At 37.5% G+C, this 18,040-nt stretch carries 14 protein-coding genes and 6 tRNA genes; 9 read left to right on the plus strand and 11 right to left on the minus strand.

What is annotated here, in order from left to right:
- Window positions 1-78: 78 nt before the first annotated feature.
- The 8 genes from GQR55_RS02395 to GQR55_RS02430 form a co-directional block, all read right to left on the minus strand.
- Window positions 79-711 (minus strand): antibiotic biosynthesis monooxygenase, encoded by a 633-nt coding sequence (locus GQR55_RS02395; RefSeq protein WP_166419308.1) that lies wholly within the window; start codon window positions 709-711, stop codon window positions 79-81.
- A gap of 56 nt (window positions 712-767) precedes the next feature.
- Window positions 768-1,436 (minus strand): oxygen-insensitive NAD(P)H nitroreductase, encoded by a 669-nt coding sequence (nfsB, locus tag GQR55_RS02400; RefSeq protein WP_166419309.1) that lies wholly within the window; start codon window positions 1,434-1,436, stop codon window positions 768-770.
- A gap of 191 nt (window positions 1,437-1,627) precedes the next feature.
- Window positions 1,628-1,703 (minus strand) — tRNA-Thr (locus GQR55_RS02405).
- A 101-nt stretch (window positions 1,704-1,804) separates the two neighbouring features.
- Window positions 1,805-1,880 (minus strand) — tRNA-Phe (locus GQR55_RS02410).
- Window positions 1,881-1,935: 55 nt separating this feature from the next.
- Window positions 1,936-2,011 (minus strand) — tRNA-Thr (locus tag GQR55_RS02415).
- Window positions 2,012-2,068: 57 nt separating this feature from the next.
- Window positions 2,069-2,144 (minus strand) — tRNA-Phe (locus GQR55_RS02420).
- 55 nt (window positions 2,145-2,199) lie between these two features.
- A tRNA-Thr gene (locus tag GQR55_RS02425) sits at window positions 2,200-2,275 on the minus strand.
- Between the two features lie 71 nt (window positions 2,276-2,346).
- Window positions 2,347-2,422: transfer RNA gene (locus tag GQR55_RS02430), tRNA-Phe, on the minus strand.
- 339 nt (window positions 2,423-2,761) lie between these two features.
- On the opposite strand from GQR55_RS02430, the gene GQR55_RS02435 reads away from it, so the two are divergent.
- Window positions 2,762-5,545, plus strand: coding sequence for an ATP-binding protein (locus GQR55_RS02435; protein ID WP_166419310.1), 2,784 nt, complete (start codon window positions 2,762-2,764; stop codon window positions 5,543-5,545).
- Window positions 5,546-5,603: 58 nt separating this feature from the next.
- Here GQR55_RS02435 and GQR55_RS02440 read toward each other — a convergent pair whose 3' ends face one another.
- Window positions 5,604-5,876 carry an oxidative damage protection protein gene (locus GQR55_RS02440; protein WP_166419311.1) on the minus strand — a complete coding sequence of 91 codons (273 nt, stop codon included), beginning with the start codon at window positions 5,874-5,876 and terminating at the stop codon, window positions 5,604-5,606.
- Window positions 5,877-5,911: 35 nt separating this feature from the next.
- Window positions 5,912-6,973: an A/G-specific adenine glycosylase gene (mutY, locus tag GQR55_RS02445; RefSeq protein WP_166419312.1), complete on the minus strand. Its 1,062-nt coding sequence runs from the start codon at window positions 6,971-6,973 to the stop codon at window positions 5,912-5,914.
- Window positions 6,974-7,134: 161 nt separating this feature from the next.
- On the opposite strand from mutY, the gene trmB reads away from it, so the two are divergent.
- The 4 genes from trmB to arcA all read left to right on the plus strand — a co-directional run bounded on the left by trmB (window position 7,135) and on the right by arcA (window position 11,914).
- Window positions 7,135-7,860, plus strand: coding sequence for a tRNA (guanosine(46)-N7)-methyltransferase TrmB (gene trmB, locus GQR55_RS02450; RefSeq protein ID WP_166419313.1), 726 nt, complete (start codon window positions 7,135-7,137; stop codon window positions 7,858-7,860).
- 65 nt (window positions 7,861-7,925) lie between these two features.
- Window positions 7,926-8,951, plus strand: coding sequence for a methyltransferase (locus GQR55_RS02455; RefSeq protein WP_166419314.1), 1,026 nt, complete (start codon window positions 7,926-7,928; stop codon window positions 8,949-8,951).
- 151 nt (window positions 8,952-9,102) lie between these two features.
- Window positions 9,103-10,707 (plus strand): HAMP domain-containing sensor histidine kinase, encoded by a 1,605-nt coding sequence (locus tag GQR55_RS02460; protein ID WP_166419315.1) that lies wholly within the window; start codon window positions 9,103-9,105, stop codon window positions 10,705-10,707.
- 490 nt (window positions 10,708-11,197) lie between these two features.
- Window positions 11,198-11,914 (plus strand): two-component system response regulator ArcA, encoded by a 717-nt coding sequence (arcA, locus tag GQR55_RS02465; RefSeq protein WP_002962549.1) that lies wholly within the window; start codon window positions 11,198-11,200, stop codon window positions 11,912-11,914.
- 16 nt (window positions 11,915-11,930) lie between these two features.
- Here the strand turns inward: arcA and arcB are convergent, their stop codons facing one another.
- The gene (arcB, locus tag GQR55_RS02470) at window positions 11,931-14,249 is read right to left on the minus strand and encodes an aerobic respiration two-component sensor histidine kinase ArcB (protein ID WP_166419316.1); all 2,319 of its coding nucleotides are present in this window, start codon (window positions 14,247-14,249) and stop codon (window positions 11,931-11,933) included.
- Between the two features lie 232 nt (window positions 14,250-14,481).
- Between arcB and folE2 the strand changes: the two genes are divergently transcribed.
- The 4 genes from folE2 to ampE all read left to right on the plus strand — a co-directional run bounded on the left by folE2 (window position 14,482) and on the right by ampE (window position 17,888).
- Window positions 14,482-15,402 (plus strand): GTP cyclohydrolase FolE2, encoded by a 921-nt coding sequence (gene folE2 / locus GQR55_RS02475; RefSeq protein WP_166419317.1) that lies wholly within the window; start codon window positions 14,482-14,484, stop codon window positions 15,400-15,402.
- 115 nt (window positions 15,403-15,517) lie between these two features.
- A complete protein-coding gene (locus GQR55_RS02480) occupies window positions 15,518-16,114 on the plus strand; it encodes a DUF2726 domain-containing protein (RefSeq protein WP_166419318.1) in 597 nt (198 codons plus the stop codon).
- A gap of 121 nt (window positions 16,115-16,235) precedes the next feature.
- Entirely contained in the window at window positions 16,236-16,943 is a 708-nt protein-coding gene (gene mtnN, locus GQR55_RS02485) for a 5'-methylthioadenosine/S-adenosylhomocysteine nucleosidase (RefSeq protein WP_166419319.1), read from the plus strand.
- Window positions 16,944-17,888 (plus strand): regulatory signaling modulator protein AmpE, encoded by a 945-nt coding sequence (gene ampE / locus GQR55_RS02490; RefSeq protein ID WP_166419320.1) that lies wholly within the window; start codon window positions 16,944-16,946, stop codon window positions 17,886-17,888. It abuts the gene before it with no gap.
- Window positions 17,889-18,040 lie beyond the last annotated feature (152 nt).

Consider the following 18,040-nt stretch of genomic DNA (forward strand, 5'->3'; position numbering starts at 1 on the left):
AACTACCAAAAAAAGCAAATAGCGTCACTTCTGCTATTTGCTAAACGGGAAGTAGTTTTATAAATTACAAAAAGTACTTTATAGCTCAGTTACAAAGCTCATATATTGCTCGAGGTCGCCTACTACGGCTTCATGCATTAATTTACCGGTTTGAATTGCGTATGGTTGATTAAAGTGAATATCCCATACGTCTGACTCTTTACGCCAATGCTCATACACTGCTAACGTGTCGTCTTGGCCTTCAATTGTGTATAAATCAAATATAAGGTTACCCTCTTCTTGACTACGCGTTTGTGTAATATGAGTTTCAAACTGGGTTAAAAGCTGCGCTCTATACTGCAATTTAATTTTGAATATAAAGAAGATAATAAATATATCGTCTTGTGAGTTTGGCGTTTTAAGATTGCGCTCATGCAAAGGTGTTGGCGTTGTCTCTTTTAAGTTCATAACTTCTGGTGCAGACTCGCTAATATTAGGCAATGCTTGCAATAGAGCTTGCGTATAAGGCTGTGCACCGTGGTAATTAACCGCATTTTGGTTTTCAAAACGTTCGTAGGCAAAAAATACTCCAGGTGTATTTTTATCCTGATATAAACGCATTTCTAGTAAGCCAGTTTCGGCTTTGCCGCCTTGCTTGTCATCTTCAAGCAGCGCTTTGAATTGATTGATGTATTCGTCTTTAATATTAAATTTAACTATTTGCGTGATCATAATTAACTCCAAAGAGATTAGCGCTGCATCAGTTAAGCTAATGCAGTAAGTAAAAATTAAACTTCAGTTAAAATTTCTGAATACTCTAAACGCGACTTTGGAAGAGTGGCATTAAAGTCGTTTTTATCATCGCTATATCCCAAAGGCACAACAACTAAGCTTGAATAACCCTTTTCGCGTAAACCAAATTCTTCATCAAGTACGCTAACTTCAATTCCTTCCATTGGCGTTGCATCAATTCCTAAGGTAGATACACCCAGTAAAAATGCGCCTAGGTTTAAATAAACTTGCTTATCCATCCAATGCTGTACGTCTTTAAAATCTTGTTTGTGCAAGTTAATAAACATGTTACGGCCACCATGCATGCGCTCTTTAAATGCGATTGGGTCTGCTACAAAACGACCGTCTTTTTCTTCTTGCTTTAAAACACGTAATAAATAGTCTTGTTCAATATCTAACTTACTAGCAAACACGAGTACATGTGATGCATCTAAAATTGACTTTTTATTGAATGGAAATAAACGCTCTGTTGATTTAGCTATTTTGGCTTTAGCCTCGTCACTAGACGCGAGTATAAAATGCCAAGGTTGTGAGTTAACACTTGAAGGGCTAAATCTAAGTAACTCTTTAATTTTTTCAATATTGTCAGCAGAGATCTTTTTAGTTGGATTGTACGCTTTAGCTGACTGTCTATTTTTTGCGTAATGAGTAATATCTTGAGTCATAAACTTCCCCTATCTCGGGTTGAAAACATATAAGCAAAGGTATTTGCTTTTCGATGAGGTAATTGTGCGCAAAATACGGCAATAGAAAAAGAGAGAAACGACCCAATTAATATGGAACATTTTATCCATAATGACGTTGAATAAATTACAGATACAAAAAAGCCCCGCAATAAGCGAGGCTTTTAAATAAATGGTGCCGACTAACCGAGTCGAACGGTTGACCTACTGATTACAAGTCAGTTGCTCTACCAGCTGAGCTAAGTCGGCACACAAAACTGTGTGCTAAGGCACGTTCAATTTTAAAGATTGAGAACTTTTATAAAGCACTTAAAATAAAAAACCTTACATAAGCAATGTTTTAAAATAAATGGTGCCTCGACGCGGAATCGAACCACGGACACGAGGATTTTCAATCCTCTGCTCTACCGACTGAGCTATCGAGGCACATAAACTGTGCTAACTAAAAGTAAAATTATTATTTAACGTCTAGTTTTAAAAATGGTGCCGACTAACCGAGTCGAACGGTTGACCTACTGATTACAAGTCAGTTGCTCTACCAGCTGAGCTAAGTCGGCACACAAAACTGTGTGCTAAGGCACGTTCAATTTTAAAGATTGAGAACTTATAGTAAATGGTGCCTCGACGCGGAATCGAACCACGGACACGAGGATTTTCAATCCTCTGCTCTACCGACTGAGCTATCGAGGCACATAAACTGTGCTAACTAAAAGTAAAATAATTATTTAACTTTTAGCTTTATAAATGGTGCCGACTAACCGAGTCGAACGGTTGACCTACTGATTACAAGTCAGTTGCTCTACCAGCTGAGCTAAGTCGGCACACAAAACTGTGTGCTAAGGCACGCGTAATAATGTTTAAACTTTTTATTAAACACCACTACTTTAATAAATGGTGCCTCGACGCGGAATCGAACCACGGACACGAGGATTTTCAATCCTCTGCTCTACCGACTGAGCTATCGAGGCACTTTAACAGTGCTAATTAAAAACCTTAGAGGGTTTTCAATGCAATTCCCACTCAGCTCTATCGACTGAGCTATCTGGGCGTGCGGCGTATTAAACGAGTTTTGCCCTTACAAGTCAACTTTTTTTTTATTCTTTATAACTGTTTGAACGGTTTTCAAGCAACTCAGTGCGTTTTTCATTAATAACGTTCATTTTTACCACAAATCAGACTATAACTATGAATAAATATAACTAAATCAGACTAAAAACGTAGTGAATTATTTTTCGTAAATGTTACGATTACAACAATTATACAATAAAGACTTATTGTATTTAAATATAGCAACCAGGGAACGTTAAATGCAGAGTAAATTCTCTTCACCGGTAAAAGGCTTACTACCTCTTTTTTTGATCATTAATATTGCTGTAACAGGACTTGCTATTGTTGCCCACTCATTTTATACACAATCTGAAGTTAGCACAGCTCAATCCAAACCGCCGGTTAATATAATAACGCTCGCCGATAGATTAGATTTGCCTATGGTTGATGCATTAACTATGTACGGTCAAGGTAAAGTAAAGCAGTTACTCGATTTAACACATTTATTAGATAATGACTTTGAATATACTTTATATCGCTTCAATGCTACATCAGATACTCAGTTGGTATATAGCAGCAGTAAGCCTGCTATCGACTCCGTTAGAGCTGAAAAGCACTTAGTTGAAGAAGGTATTATGCACCACCTACTATTGTTAAATGATGAGCCAATTGGCGAGCTTATCATTAAGCAAAATTTACCTTCCACACCTTTAAGCACTCAAGATTCTCAAGTAATTGCTTATATAATTGCTATAGCGTGTGTTGCTGCATTATTTATACTTACTTTAATGTTTAATATGTACATTAATACTCGCTTACGTAAAAGCACTGACACCCTTACGCAAGAGCTGCAGGCAATCACCGACGATGCCAATTACAATAGTAATGTTGACGAGCAACTCGATATTGGCCTAGGTGTAGTTGCAAAATACATCAACTTATTGCTACGAAAGGTACAAACTGCAATGAGTGAAAATGAAGCTGCACAAAAAGAGCTTTATAAATTACAAAATAGTCTAGAAGGCGAAGTACAAAATCGTACTTTAGCGCTTGAGCAAGCCACATTAAAAGCTGAGCGAGCAAGCGAAACTAAAACAACCTTCCTAGCAACAATGAGTCATGAAATAAGAACACCAATGAACGGCGTTATAGGGACTATTGATTTACTGCGCCAGACCGAACTTGATGGCGCTCAGCATCGTTTAAGTACGATTATTCGTGAATCAGCATTTTCGTTATTGAGTATTTTGGATGATATTCTAGATTTTTCTAAAATTGAAGCTGGAAAGCTAAATATTGACCCAATCCCATTTTCGGTAACCGATACCATTGAAGAAGTAGCCCGAGTGCTTTCCTCTGTTGCTAAAAAACGTGAGCTTGATTTAGAGCTAGCAATAGCACCCGATATTCCTATAAATCTTACCGGGGATAGCGTACGTGTACGTCAGGTGCTTTATAACCTATGTAGCAACGCAATTAAATTTACGAGCACCGATGAAAAAACTCAAGGCCATGTAAAAATATCAGTAGAGGTGGTACATAATACGACCGATCACTTTACTTTACGCTTTTGCGTAACTGATAACGGTAAAGGCATGTCGCAGGCACAACTACGCGAAATATTTAATCCGTTTATTCAAGCCGAAAATTCGATTACCCGAGAATACGGAGGGACAGGTTTAGGTCTTTCTATTTGTAAAAGCTTAACTGAGCTTATGCTAGGGACTATTCATGTAACTAGCCATACAGGAATTGGCAGTGAATTTACTGTTGAATTACCATTTAGTACATCGGGAAAAATTAAGTACGCACACAAAGGTGCATTAAATGGTAAGAGGATTATTGTAGTTAGTAATCATCTAGAACGTGAAAAAGTAATGTACCGCTACTTATCGTTTATGGGCGCTAAAATCACTTATGTACATACTGAAGAAGAAGCTGAAGAATATCAGCATGCGCAAGATATTATTTGGGTGGCTGATGGCATAGACAATATGGATAAAACAAACGCGCTGCTAAGACGTTTATTTTATTCATTAGAAGATTATAACCAACAAGTTGTTGTACTAAGCAAGCTTGATGAAGCGGCTATAAATCATAAAAATATTTTTTATATTAATGCCTCTCCTCTATGTAAATCTAACTTTATGCTGTCTATTTTGGTGGCTGCTGGGCTGCATACTCCTAAGCAAATTAAAAAAACCAAAACACTTAATAACTATTTAAATGTTGAGCAGGCTCGTAAATCAAATAAATTGATTTTACTGGTTGAAGATAACCTCCTAAACCAGCAAGTGCTGACCGATCAACTGCATATACTAGGCTTTGGCGTTGAAATAGCTAACAACGGTGAAGAAGGCTTAGATATGTGGAGAAAAGGTGATTACTCACTTATTTTAACCGACTTACACATGCCTAAAATGTCGGGTTACGATATGGTTGAAAAAATTCGTAATGAAGCTGAGCTATTAGAGTCTATTGATGCACAGCCTTACATTATTGCTGTAACAGCAAATGCGCTTAAAGGCGAAAAAGAACGTTGTTTAGCGGTAGGTATTAACGACTTCATTACCAAACCCATAGAGCTAAACGCGTTAGAAGACACTCTAAAACGTTGGAGCGATAAGCAAAGCCAAAATCAAAATGTGATTATTCACCAAACAACTGCGCTACCTATTGATATGGAAGCAGTTGCTAAATACATAAATGGTGATGATGCTAAGCAAATCCGCTTTTTCAAAATGTATTTAGAACAAAGCCAAAGCTTAATTAAGAGTATTAACTCAGGGGTAATGGTTAACGATTTAGGTGAGATTATTGAAGGCTGTCATCAATTAAAATCTATCTCCAAAACCATTGGTGCCCAAACGGTGGCCGATCTTTCAAGTGCATTTGAAGATAAATGTAAAGAAGGTGATCTCACAACTGATGAATTAATAGACTTAAGAGATAAGTTAGAAATTGAATACTCCAAGGCAGCTCAATTTTTAAAAGAACAAGTTAGAACAGCCCAAGCAAAGCAAGAAGATGAACTTGCAGATTAATATAGCTATGCTTTAGACATAAAAAAAGGGCTAATCAGCCCTTTTTTATGTCTAAAAATTACTTTTCAGGCGGTCGATAACCTTCAATTTCTACATCTTTGTCTTCAAACAAAAAACCAACCATCTGCTCTTCTAAAAACGTGCGATGCTCTGGATCCATCATATTCAAATGTTTTTCGTTAATAAGCATTGTTTGCTTATGTTGCCACTGACCCCAAGCTTCTTTAGAGATATTATTAAAAATCTTTTCACCAATTTCACCAGGGTATAACTGAAAGCCAAGGCCTTCGGCTTCTTTTTGTAACTTTTGACAAAATACTGTACGTGCCATGATTGATTCTCTCTAACGCTAAATATGGGGCTATTCTATACTATTGCTGTAATTTGTTTAACCAACTTTTTAGTTGGTGCAGCTAGCCCAACCTCTATTGATTGATCAAGCGGATACCATACCAATTGTTTATCATTTACTACATCAGGTATTTTACTAACATTGAGCACATGCGGGTTGATAGTCAGCTCAAAGTGTGAAAACACATGAATAAATGCTTCAAGTTCTTCCAAATCAACTTCTAACCCTTGCTGAGCTAAAAACACCTCAAGCTCTTTATATTCATTAAATTCAAAAAAGCCAAACAACCCACCCCAAATACCACTATTAGGGCGTTTCTCCATAAGCACTTTATCGCCGCACTGTATAATTAACTGGTGACAGCTTTTTTTAGGCACTACTTTTTTTGGTTTTGAATGCGGGAACTCTTTTACTTTTCCTGTATTAAAAGCACCACAACCTGAATTTAATGGGCAAGCGTTACAATCAAAGCGACTGCGTGAGCAAACACTCGCACCTAAATCCATCATCGCTTGATTAAATTCAGTAACGTTATTTTTAGGCGTTAATTGCTCTGATAGATGCCAAAGTTGGTTTTCTACCTTTTTAACGCCGTACCAACCTTCAATCATAAAGTAGCGCGCTAATACTCGCTTAACATTCCCATCTAAAATTGGATGATGTTGCCCAAGCGACAATGATAAAACAGCTCCGGCGGTAGAGCGCCCTATTCCCGGCAAGTCCATTACTTCATCAAGTGTTTGCGGAAACTCACCTTGGTACTTGTCACGTACTATTTTAGCTGTTCTATGTAAGTTACGCGCACGAGCGTAATACCCTAAGCCAGTCCAGTGATGCAGTACTAAATCTTCATCAGCATCGGCTAAAGCAATAATATCTGGAAAGCTTTGCATAAATTTTTCAAAATATGGGATAACAGTAATAACTTGAGTTTGCTGGAGCATCACCTCAGACACCCACACTTTATAAGGTGTTTTACCCAACTGCCATGGAAGTGTTTTACGCCCATGAAGGTGATACCAATCAACGACTTGGTTAGAAAACGAATTAGACTGTTCTTTATTTAAATCCAACATATTGTACTTTTACTGATGCTCAATGGCGGCTCAGTCTATTGTAGTTAATAAAAAGATCAAGCTATAGGGCGTGTAAAACCAGCTAATACTTGTGATTGCCGGCTTCGTCAGGGATAATATGCAACCATTTTTAAACACATTGTTTTTGTCAGGCCAATAATATGAGTGAATCAAGCAACACTAACCTTGAGCAAGCTAAGCAAGAAGGTAAATACATCCGCACCATTCGCAGTTTTGTAAAACGCGAAGGTCGATTAACCAAAGGCCAAGCCGCTGCAATCGAAAAATGCTGGCCAACAATGGGCCTAGAGCATAAAAACGGGATGCTTGATTTAAGCGAAGTTTTTGGCAACAACAACGATGTAGTAGTAGAAATTGGTTTTGGTATGGGTAAATCACTTGTCGAAATGGCAACAAATGCCCCTCACCTAAACTTTATTGGTATTGAAGTACACCGCCCAGGCGTTGGTGCGTGTTTAATGGACGCTGATGAAGCGGGCATTACAAACTTACGTATTTTTGAACACGATGCTGTTGAAGTTCTTGCAGACTGTATACCTGACGAAAGCTTAACAACACTACAGTTGTTTTTCCCTGATCCTTGGCATAAAAAACGTCATCATAAACGCCGTATTGTACAAACTGAGTTTGTTGAAAAACTAAGAACCCAACTTAAAATGGGTGGCGTTTTTCATATGGCAACGGATTGGGAAAACTACGCAGAGCATATGCTCGAAGTTATGAACGTAGCCCCTGGTTTTAAAAACCAATCAGAAACAAACGATTATGTTCCACGTCCAGATTTGCGCCCGCTTACTAAGTTTGAGCAGCGCGGACATCGCCTAGGTCATGGCGTGTGGGATCTAATGTTTGAACGTACTGAGTAATTAGTAACTTTAAGCACTCATTTTTACTTTTATAAAACTAAACATACTGTAAGGCAAAGCCATTTATGAGCGTACTAACCAACCCAAGTTTACTGTTACTTCGTAATAGCGAGGCACTAACGGGCAAATCTATCTTGGTGGTCAACTTTGTTCAAGATGGCTTTTTAGCCGAGCTTAAAAAACTTAACCCGCAAAGCAAGGTAACTGCGTTTAGCTATAACCATGCAAACGGCGAGTTTGCTAAAAACACCAAAGACGTTGATATCCATGTAAATCACACAATACCTGGTAGCGGCTACGATTTAGTTATTCTTTACTACCCTAAATCTAAACCAGAATTACTAATGGCACTTGATAATATCCGTTCTGCTATTACTGATGATGCCGAGCTATTAGTTGTTGGTGAAAACAAAAGTGGTGTTAAATCAATTGAAAAGCAATTAGCGGGTAAAGCTGAGTTTAGCAACAAAATTGATTCGGCTAAGCATTGCGTTCTTTATTCATTTGCTGAAATTTCTAAACACCCTCACTTTGATATTACGACTTATCATAAAAAGTTTGTCGTTAATGTTGCCGACACCGAGTTTACAGCGATCAGTATTCCTGGAGTGTTTAATCACGGTAGTTTAGATATAGGAACGAAAGTTCTACTCGAGAACGCACCAACAATTAAGCAAGGTAGGGTTCTCGACTTTGGTTGTGGTGCTGGCTTAATCGCGACCTTTTTAGGGCTACACTACTCATCTCTTGAGTTTGTGTGTAGTGATGTAAGTGCACTGGCAATTTATGCAACAGAGCAAACTTTAAAGCTTAACAACATCAAAGGCGAAGCTATATTAAGCGACGGCCTTAAAAGTATCACCGGTAAATTTGATTTAATTATTAGCAATCCACCTTTTCATACTGGTATTGCAACCGACTACACAGTAGCAGAAACATTTTTAGCAAATGCAAAACAGCATTTAACTAAAGTTGGAAAGCTAAATATCGTCGCTAACAGCTTTTTAAAATACCCACCTATTTTAGAAACACAATTTGAAAGCTATCAAACCGTTTTTAAGAACAATAAATTTGCTGTGTACAGTAGCTAATTTAACTTTGTAAAATGATTGAGCACAAATGTGCTCAAGCTAACTTTCGAATAAATATAAGAATTAATTTAGTTTTTCCCCTTCACTTTCCTTCTTTTTTGCTAAACTAAAATTCTAAATAATTAAAATCAATTCAGGCGATAATGAAATAATGCCTAAAAAAGTTCATCAAAGTAGCATTCGTAAAGCACTCATAAATTTAATTATGCTTATTACAGCTATTTGTTTATCGCTATCTATTTCTATTTCAACGTACTTGAGTGTTAAAGAGCAAAAGCAATTAATTATTAATAAACTTGTTATACTTTCTGAAATTGTAGCTTTTGATGCGGGTAAATCAGTAATTAAAGATGATAGAAAAACAGAAGAGAAACGCCTCAAGTCCTTTGAAAATATCCCTCTTGTAAAAAACATACATATTTACTCAATAGAAAAAACATCTCAAAAACCTGCTTTTTTTATTAGCTTTAATGCAAAAAAAACGCCTCCAGTTCCACTAAAAATAGACAGTGTCGATGAGCTAGCCACACCACGTATTACGAGTGCACATATAGAGCTAACTCGCCCTATTTATAATAATGAAAAACTCATTGGCTATGTTTATATGCGTGGCAGCCTAGAGAGCTTAGAAGCATATATAGAACAAAAAATATTTATTGATGTATTGCTCACTCTATTAATATTAATAGTTGTGTACTTTATCGCAGCAAAAGTTCAACGACGAATAGCTAAACCGATAGAACAATTAAGTATGTTATTGCAAGATGTATCTAAAAATCATAACTACGATGCGCGAGCGCCAGTAACTGATGTAAAAGAAATAACCGCTCTTTCAAATAGCTTAAATATCATGCTTGCACGCACAAAAAGGCAACTTGAGCGTCACGAAAAAGATAAACAGGAAATAAAACAGCTAAACCAAAGTCTTGAAGAAAAAGTAAACCAGAGAACAATCGCTCTCAGAGAAGCAAATCAAGAACTCTTATCAACCCTTGAGCGAATGCATCAATACCAAACACAAATTGTTGAAAACGAAAAAATGGCGTCTTTAGGGCAAATGGTGGCAGGTGTTGCACATGAAGTGAATACACCAATAGGGCTTGGGATTACAGGCTCAACCTTACTTCGCGATAAATTAGCAGATATACAGCAAAGCTTTAATGATAAAAAACTGACTTCAAGCCACCTAAAACGCTTTATAGATGAAGGCATAGAAAACTTAGATTTAATCTATCGTAATCTAAATCGCGCCGCAGACCTTATATCCAACTTTAAAAAAGTGGCCGTTATTCAAGACGACGGTGTTAATACCTATATTAATGTACATACATTAATAACTGACGTTTTAACATCAATTCAATCTGATTTACTGCCTAAAAAGCCTATTGTTACTATTAACTGTCCGAACGACTTAATCATTCATAGTAAGTCAGAACCTCTACAGCAGGTGTTTCAACAGTTACTTATAAACTCTGTAATTCATGGATTTATAGGTAAAGAAAACAACGAAATTCGCTTTGACGTAGAGCTGGTAGGGAAAAAATTAACAATCGTTTATTCTGACAATGGCCAAGGCGTTGATAAAAACATTAAAAATAGAATTTTTGACCCCTTTGTCACTTCAAAGCGTGGACAAGGTGCAAGTGGCTTAGGGATGCACTTGGTATACAACCTAGTAACACAGGCACTTGGTGGAAGAATTATGTTTGATCTTGAAGAAAAACACGGTGCTCGCTTTATAATTACTATTCCTTAAATAAAGATCACTAAAAAGTACATATATTTAAAATTTATCCTTGAATTAGCATTTAATGACCTCATTAATGAGGCATGTGATAAGCGCGTAACATTATTTAATTACCTTAAATAAATATTACCAAGCGATTTATGAACTTTTTTATCTTTGCTGTATCACATATATTGATGAAAAGTTAGAAAGTGATATAGTTTTGCTTTGAATTAGTCTGATTATTTTAAATACCTTGCTTGATTGAATGATGTATCAATTATTAAAGGAAAATGGCTTCGACTTTATGATTCAAATGACTACATCTACGTATATATCAATTAAACAGTAGTTTTTGCACTGCCCTTTTTAGTAGACTTTGGACACCCTGCTGTTTTATTTTTATCCAATTTGTTTTTTCCTTGTTAACAAATGGGTATAATCCTATAATCTCTAGTAATCGGTTATAAGTTCATCGCCGGTTTTTTATAAATAAAATATTCCAAAAGGTTAATTAATAATGCAAACGCCAGTCATTCTAATCGTAGAAGATGAAGACGTAACTCGACTGAACCTAGTTAGTTTATTTGAAGCTGAAGGGTACAAAGTTATTGAAGCCATTGATGGCGATGATATGCATGACAAGCTTACAAATAACGATGACGTTAATCTTGTAGTTATGGATATCAACCTTCCTGGTAAAAACGGTCTTATTTTAGCCCGTGAATTACGCCAAAAGCGTAAAGTAGGCCTTATATTCCTAACGGGTCGTGACAACGATGTTGACCGTATTTTAGGTCTTGAAATTGGTGCAGATGACTATGTTACTAAACCATTCAACCCACGTGAATTAACTATTAGAGCTCGCAACCTAATTACTCGTACTGCTTTAGGCGGTGAAGAGTCTGCACTAGAAACAAATGGTGTTATTACATTTAATGGTTGGGAACTTGATGAAAACAGCCGTTGTCTTACTTCTCCAAATGGCGACGCTAAACGCTTACCAAAAGGTGAGTACAGAGCACTTCGTTTAATGCTTGATTCTCCAGGTCGTATTTTCAGCCGTGAGCAATTAATTAAGCATATGACGGGCCGTGAGCTTCGTGCTAATGACCGTACTGTTGACGTTACTATTCGTCGCATTCGTAAGCATTTTGAAAGTGATAACTCAACGTCTGAGTTAATCAGCACCATCCATGGTGAAGGTTACCGCTTTATCGGTAAAATTGACGCTTAATTAGAGTAAATTAGCTTTACTCTAATTGTTGTAAAAATAAATGAAGGGCTTTTTGTCCTTCATTTATTTTATCTGCTAGAACATCTAACCACTGCTTTAACACTTCATCAGATTCATCAATCGCACCATGTTCCATTATTTTGGCATGAAGCTGCACATCATTTAGGCCGACTGATCCAGCCGCACCTTTAAGCTTATGCGCTACTGATTCATATTCTTCTCTATCACCGGCAGTTAATGAAGTAAGTAACTCTTGCTGATACTGCGGACTTAGCTTTTCGAATAGCTGGCTACTGCGTCTAAACACAACCAAGCCCATCGAATTTACAAAGTCTTCTATTGTTTCAATATCTAATAAGTGTCCATCAATACTCTCAAGCGCTTCTTCACTCACTTTTAACTGTGGCTCTGTGCATTCACTTTGCTTAATACCAAATAAGTCAGCCAGCATTTTATCAAGCTTCACGGTATTAATTGGCTTAGCCAGTGCGCCTTGTATTGATATACCTTCAAGCTCTTTTTCAGCACTGCGCACATTGGCTGTTAAAGCAACTATTGGAAGTTTATCAAAGTGGCTGTCTGAGCGTATTTGTTTAGCAACTACGTCACCGTTAATGTCTGGCAATTGCATATCAAGTAGTACTAAATCTAAGTCATCTTCGGTTTCAACAAACGAGAGTGCATCTTCACCCGTTTCAGCCCATAACACTTCATGACCGCGTTGCTCTAATAAGTTTGTAGCAATCTCGGCATTAAGCGGCACATCTTCCACTAGTAGAATATACAAACCACGGCCAACATAACTTTGCTCTGTTGGTGCAACACATAAACTAAGTGGTATTTGCACTGTAAAGCAGCTGCCTTCACCTTCAGTACTATTTACTGTAATTATCCCTTTCATGGCACTTACAAGTGCCTTAGTTACAGCTAAACCAATACCAGAGCCTATGGCATTAGTGCCTTTTAAATCCGGCGCTTTGTAATACATATCAAATATATGCGCAAGCTGCTCTGGTGGAATACCTTGACCTGTATCCGACACTTTAATAACTAACCATGGACCTTCTACACGATTTTCTCGGCTACATTCGAGTGTTACTTTGCCTTGCTGAGTAAACTTAACGGCATTGTTAATTAAGTTCCAAACAACTTGGCGTAAACGAGTCGGATCGAGCTGTGCATAAATATCAAGCATGCCATTGCGCTTAATATCAAACTCAAGTTCTTTTTGCTCTGCTATTAGGCCTGCAAAGTTAACAACATCGTTTATAAAGTCAGACACATTAATAGAATTGGTCGCTATATCGAGCTGGTCTCTGTCTATTTTATCTAAATCTATAATATCGTTGAAAATATTACCAAGCGTTTCAGCGCTCGAAAAAATAGTATTACCCCAACTACGCTGCTGTTTGTTTAAATCGGTATCAAGCAGCATTCGTGTTAAACCAACAATACCATTAAGCGGAGTACGCAGCTCGTGGCTTAGCGTAGCAATAAACTTACCTTTATCTTTGTAGGCAGTTTCGAGTGCTTGAGCCGCTTCTTTACGGCTAGTGATATCACGTCCAAAACCCAGTAAACCAATGTAGTCACCGTCATCATTTATAAAAGGTAATTTACGCAGCTCAAACCAACGTGTTTCACCATTTACTTCATAACCTACATCTATAGTCAGCGCTTTATGGCTTTGCTCTACTTCTTTATCAGTTGCCAAAACTTCAGCTAAAAAACGACTAGGAAATATTTGTTCAACCGTTTTGCCAATGAGTTCGCTGCTTGATTTCCCCATTACTTCTTCAAACATTTTATTACAACCGGCAAATACACCGTTGTTATCGCGGTAATAAAATAAATCAGGAGATGAATCAACTATTGAGCGTTGCAACATACTTTGTTGAGCAAGTTCTTGTTGTGTTTTTTTACGCTCAGCAATTTCTCGTCGTAGTTCTTCAATAGCGCGGTGCTTGGCATGAAACGCCATTTTACGTTCATCAATTTCAATATTTAAACGACTAATATTATCTTTTAAGGTTTGATTTAAAAGCTTTTCTTGTTTGGTTGCGCTATCTAAATAAGCATACGAGGCATCTAATTGGCGAATTGAATTAAGCAATACACTTATAATTAAAGGGGAAACCACAGCAGTAAAAAACACCACAGCCAAAATATCAACAAGGTTTAATTCACCAATCGCAACATAATAAAACATGCTCGATAAAATAAGAGATACCGTTAAAAATAAGGTGTAACAAATAGCTGCGGTTTTAAATTCACCAAATCGCGTTATTGAGCTGGAAAGTACCCGAGCCCAGGGGCTCAAAGAATAATCGGTCATACGTAATTTTATCTCTTAGCTGTGTGCTTAAATATAAAGAAGGCAATGCGCATGTATAAACATACCATTTCCCCAGATTTTAGCATTTTTCTTCTCCCTATATTCATGTTGTGCGATAAAAACAGAATTTTTCATGTTTGATTTTGCTTCTCTCCTCAACTCATCATTTCAGCAATAAATTATTTAGTGTAAAATGCCCCGCTTTATTATCTCCAAAATATGAGTAGCGCACATGCAAACCAATATGCCAGATATAGCAGACACTGCACCCGCTTTACAAACAGGTAAATTAGACTGGGTGGGCATGGGCGAAATAGAACTGCCATTTATTTTTGAGTCACGAGACTTATCACCAGTTACAGTTAATGCTAAAGCGCGTGCATTTGTAAATTTGCATAAAGAAGATGCGAAAGGCATTCATATGTCACGCTTATTTTTGGCACTTGATCTGCTTTCAACCGAGCAGCAAGTTAATCCGCAAACTATAGCGCAAGCACTCGATACTTTTATAACGAGCCACGAAGGGCTTAGTGATAAAGCACAAATTGAATTTAAATTTGAATTACCGCTACGCCGTAAATCATTATTAAGTGGTAAAGCGGGTTGGAAAAGCTACCCTGTTTTACTAACTAGCACAATTGAAAATAACGTTATTAGTTACGAGCTAACGGTAGATGTTACTTACTCTTCAACATGCCCTTGCTCTGCAGCACTTGCGCGCCAACTTATACAAAATGCGTTTAACGAAAAGTTTGACCAAGAAACCTTAAGCCAAAAAGATGTGCACGAATGGTTAGGTACTACACAAGGCATTGTAGCGACACCCCACTCGCAGCGCTCTATCGCAAATGTAAAAGTAAAACTTGATACCAATATTCAAGAATTTGACGTTGTGACGCTAATTAATACCCTTGAAGCTGAGCTAAAAACACCAGTACAAGCGGCAGTAAAACGCGAAGACGAGCAAGAATTTGCCCGTTTGAATGGTCAAAACCTGATGTTTTGTGAAGATGCCGCACGTAAAATTAAAGCATTGTTAGAAGCAGACGCTTACAGCGATTATTGGCTGCAAATAAACCATTATGAATCACTCCATGCTCATGATGCTGTAGCTATTGCGGTTAAAGGTATTGAAGGTGGCTACAAAGCTTAATTGCTGCGTAGTTTCACTTTTAAAAACAGACGGTATTTATTTTATAACTCATACTTTTTAGGCACGTAAATTGCTTTGTTTAAGCAGTGTCAATTTGTTGTTATGGAGTTACCGTATGGAATTCGCTTTATTATTAATTCTAGTATTAGTTGTCGGGGCTTCTGTTGTTGCGTCAAAATTTAATGACGATGGCGGAAACCCGTATCCTTTTACCCGCAAGCAAACTGTTTTTACGCAGGTTGAAGGCGCTTTTTTAAATCTTCTAGAACGTGCTGTTGGCGATCAATTCAAAATTGTAAGCCGCGTTAAGTTAATTGACGTGATTGATTGTAAGCAAGGCCTATCGGTTAAGTCTAAGCGAGCTGCTTTAGCTAAAGCTAAAAATAAACAACTCGACTTTGTATTAATCGACAAAGAAAAAATGACTATTGTTGCCGCTGTTGACCTAGTTAACAATGCCAACAAAGACGGCCATAAAGCTCAACGCGACTGGTTTGTAAACGGTGCATTAGAGTCTGCGGGTATTCCACATATTCGTATGAAAGTTAAATCGGGCTACCGTCCTTCAGAAGTACGCGACGCAATTATGTTTAAAATAGGTAAGCCTGCTACAACACAAACGCAGCGCCCTGTTCGTAATAGATCTCAAAAACCTGCGGTACTTTCACCGTCACAAGCTAAAGCACAAACCACCGCTTTAGCTGAAATTTAAAAACTGAATTAAATACTCTCCTAAAAGTATTTAAAGCGAGCTCATAAACAAGCTCGCTTTTTTGTTTTTTATTGCTAACTTCACGTATAATCAAATGATTCAAACTCAGGAATTAAACATTATGAATGTTGGTATTATTGGCGCAATGGAGCCAGAAGTTAAAATTTTACGTGAAGCGATGCAAAATCCACGAATTTTAACTAAAGCAGGTTTTACTTTTTATACTGGCGAATTAGCTGGTAACACAGTGACACTTGTTCAATCTGGTATTGGTAAAGTAGCATCAACGATTGCAACTACCTTGCTTATTGATAACTTTAAACCTGATTGCGTAATTAACACTGGTTCTGCCGGTGGATTCGATCCATCACTAAGTGTTGGCGACGTAGTAATTTCGTCAGAAGTACGTCATCACGATGTAGACGTGACTGCTTTTGGCTACGAAATTGGCCAAGTACCACAAATGCCAGCAGGCTTTACAGCTCACCCTAAATTAGTTGAAGCAGCACAACAAACAATCGAACAAATCAGTGATGTTAAAACACTTGTTGGCTTAATTTGTACTGGCGACACATTTATGTGTGACCCTGTACGTATTGATAAAGCACGCAGTGATTTTCCTACAATGCTTGCCGTTGAAATGGAAGGTGCTTCAATAGCGCAAACGTGTTTTACACTAAACACACCGTTTGTTGTTATCCGCTCTATGTCTGATATTGCAGGTAAAGAATCACCGCAATCATTTGAAGAATACCTAGAAACAGCATCAATCAACTCATCTAAAATGGTTGTCGCACTTTTAGAAAAGCTAACTGCAGTGTCTTTGTAAATGCTTAGCAATATTGTTCAAAATCACTTGGACTTTATTGCCTTTATACTAGCGCTCCTTGCTGAGCGCTTTATTCCTCTTGTTAGCTGGTATCACCCCAATACTGCGTTAAATGCTGTTTTTAGTGCTATTGGCAAACGCATATACAAAAGCAAAGAACCTAAAAGTTATCAATATTTAGCAGCTATACTCGCAAGCACGCTTATTTTAAGTGTTATTCTCATTATTGTAGTGTTACTGCTCGAGTTTGCTTTTTACCCAGAGTTGCTCGCAGGCCTTATTTTATATTTATGCCTTGAAAGTAAAAGTGTTGATAAAAAAGCACTCCGTATTGCAAAGCTCACTAAACAAAATCAAAAGTCGACTGCGCGCGAATTGCTAAAGCCACTACTTGCTCGTGAAGTTAATAGACTTTCATCCTCAGGCATTATCAAAGCATTAATAGAGAGCTTAATACTACGCACTGCTCGATATTATTTCGTAGTCATATTTATATTTCTAGCATTTGGCCCTATTGCAGCCCTCGCCTATCGATTGCTTACCTTAATACAACACGCGTGGCGTAGTGGCATATCCCCAAATAGCTACTTTTTAAAACCACTTAAAATTTTCCTATTTATTATTGAATATATACCGGTGCGCTTACTGGCTTTAACTATTGCAGCAAGTAAAGCAAGTAAGCAAAGCATGCATTACATAAAGCATTATGGCAGGCACTTTTATCAAACGAATACTGGGTGGCTACTCAGTACATGCTCGGCATCACTTGGCGTGCAACTAGGCGGGCCTGCGGTTTACTTTGGTACTCGCTTTAATAAAATGCGTATTGGTGCTGATAGACTACCTACTCCCGAAGATGTGCCCGTAATAATTAATAGGTTGAATCAGGCGCGTGTATTTTGGTTGTTAGTAATTATAAGCATCGAAATATTAAAAGTGATTTAGTGACTATTTAGTGACTACCTCGTAACTATTTACAGACCCCAAAATACAAGCACAAAAAAACCAGCCTAGGCTTAACACCGATCAGTTAAGGTATTTTTGATCGGTTGACCGATCTTTTGGTTGCTTCACAATACCCTTATCATCTTTTGATT

Origin of the sequence: Pseudoalteromonas sp. Z1A8 (assembly GCF_011378855.1) — a bacterium.
GTDB lineage: Bacteria > Pseudomonadota > Gammaproteobacteria > Enterobacterales > Alteromonadaceae > Pseudoalteromonas.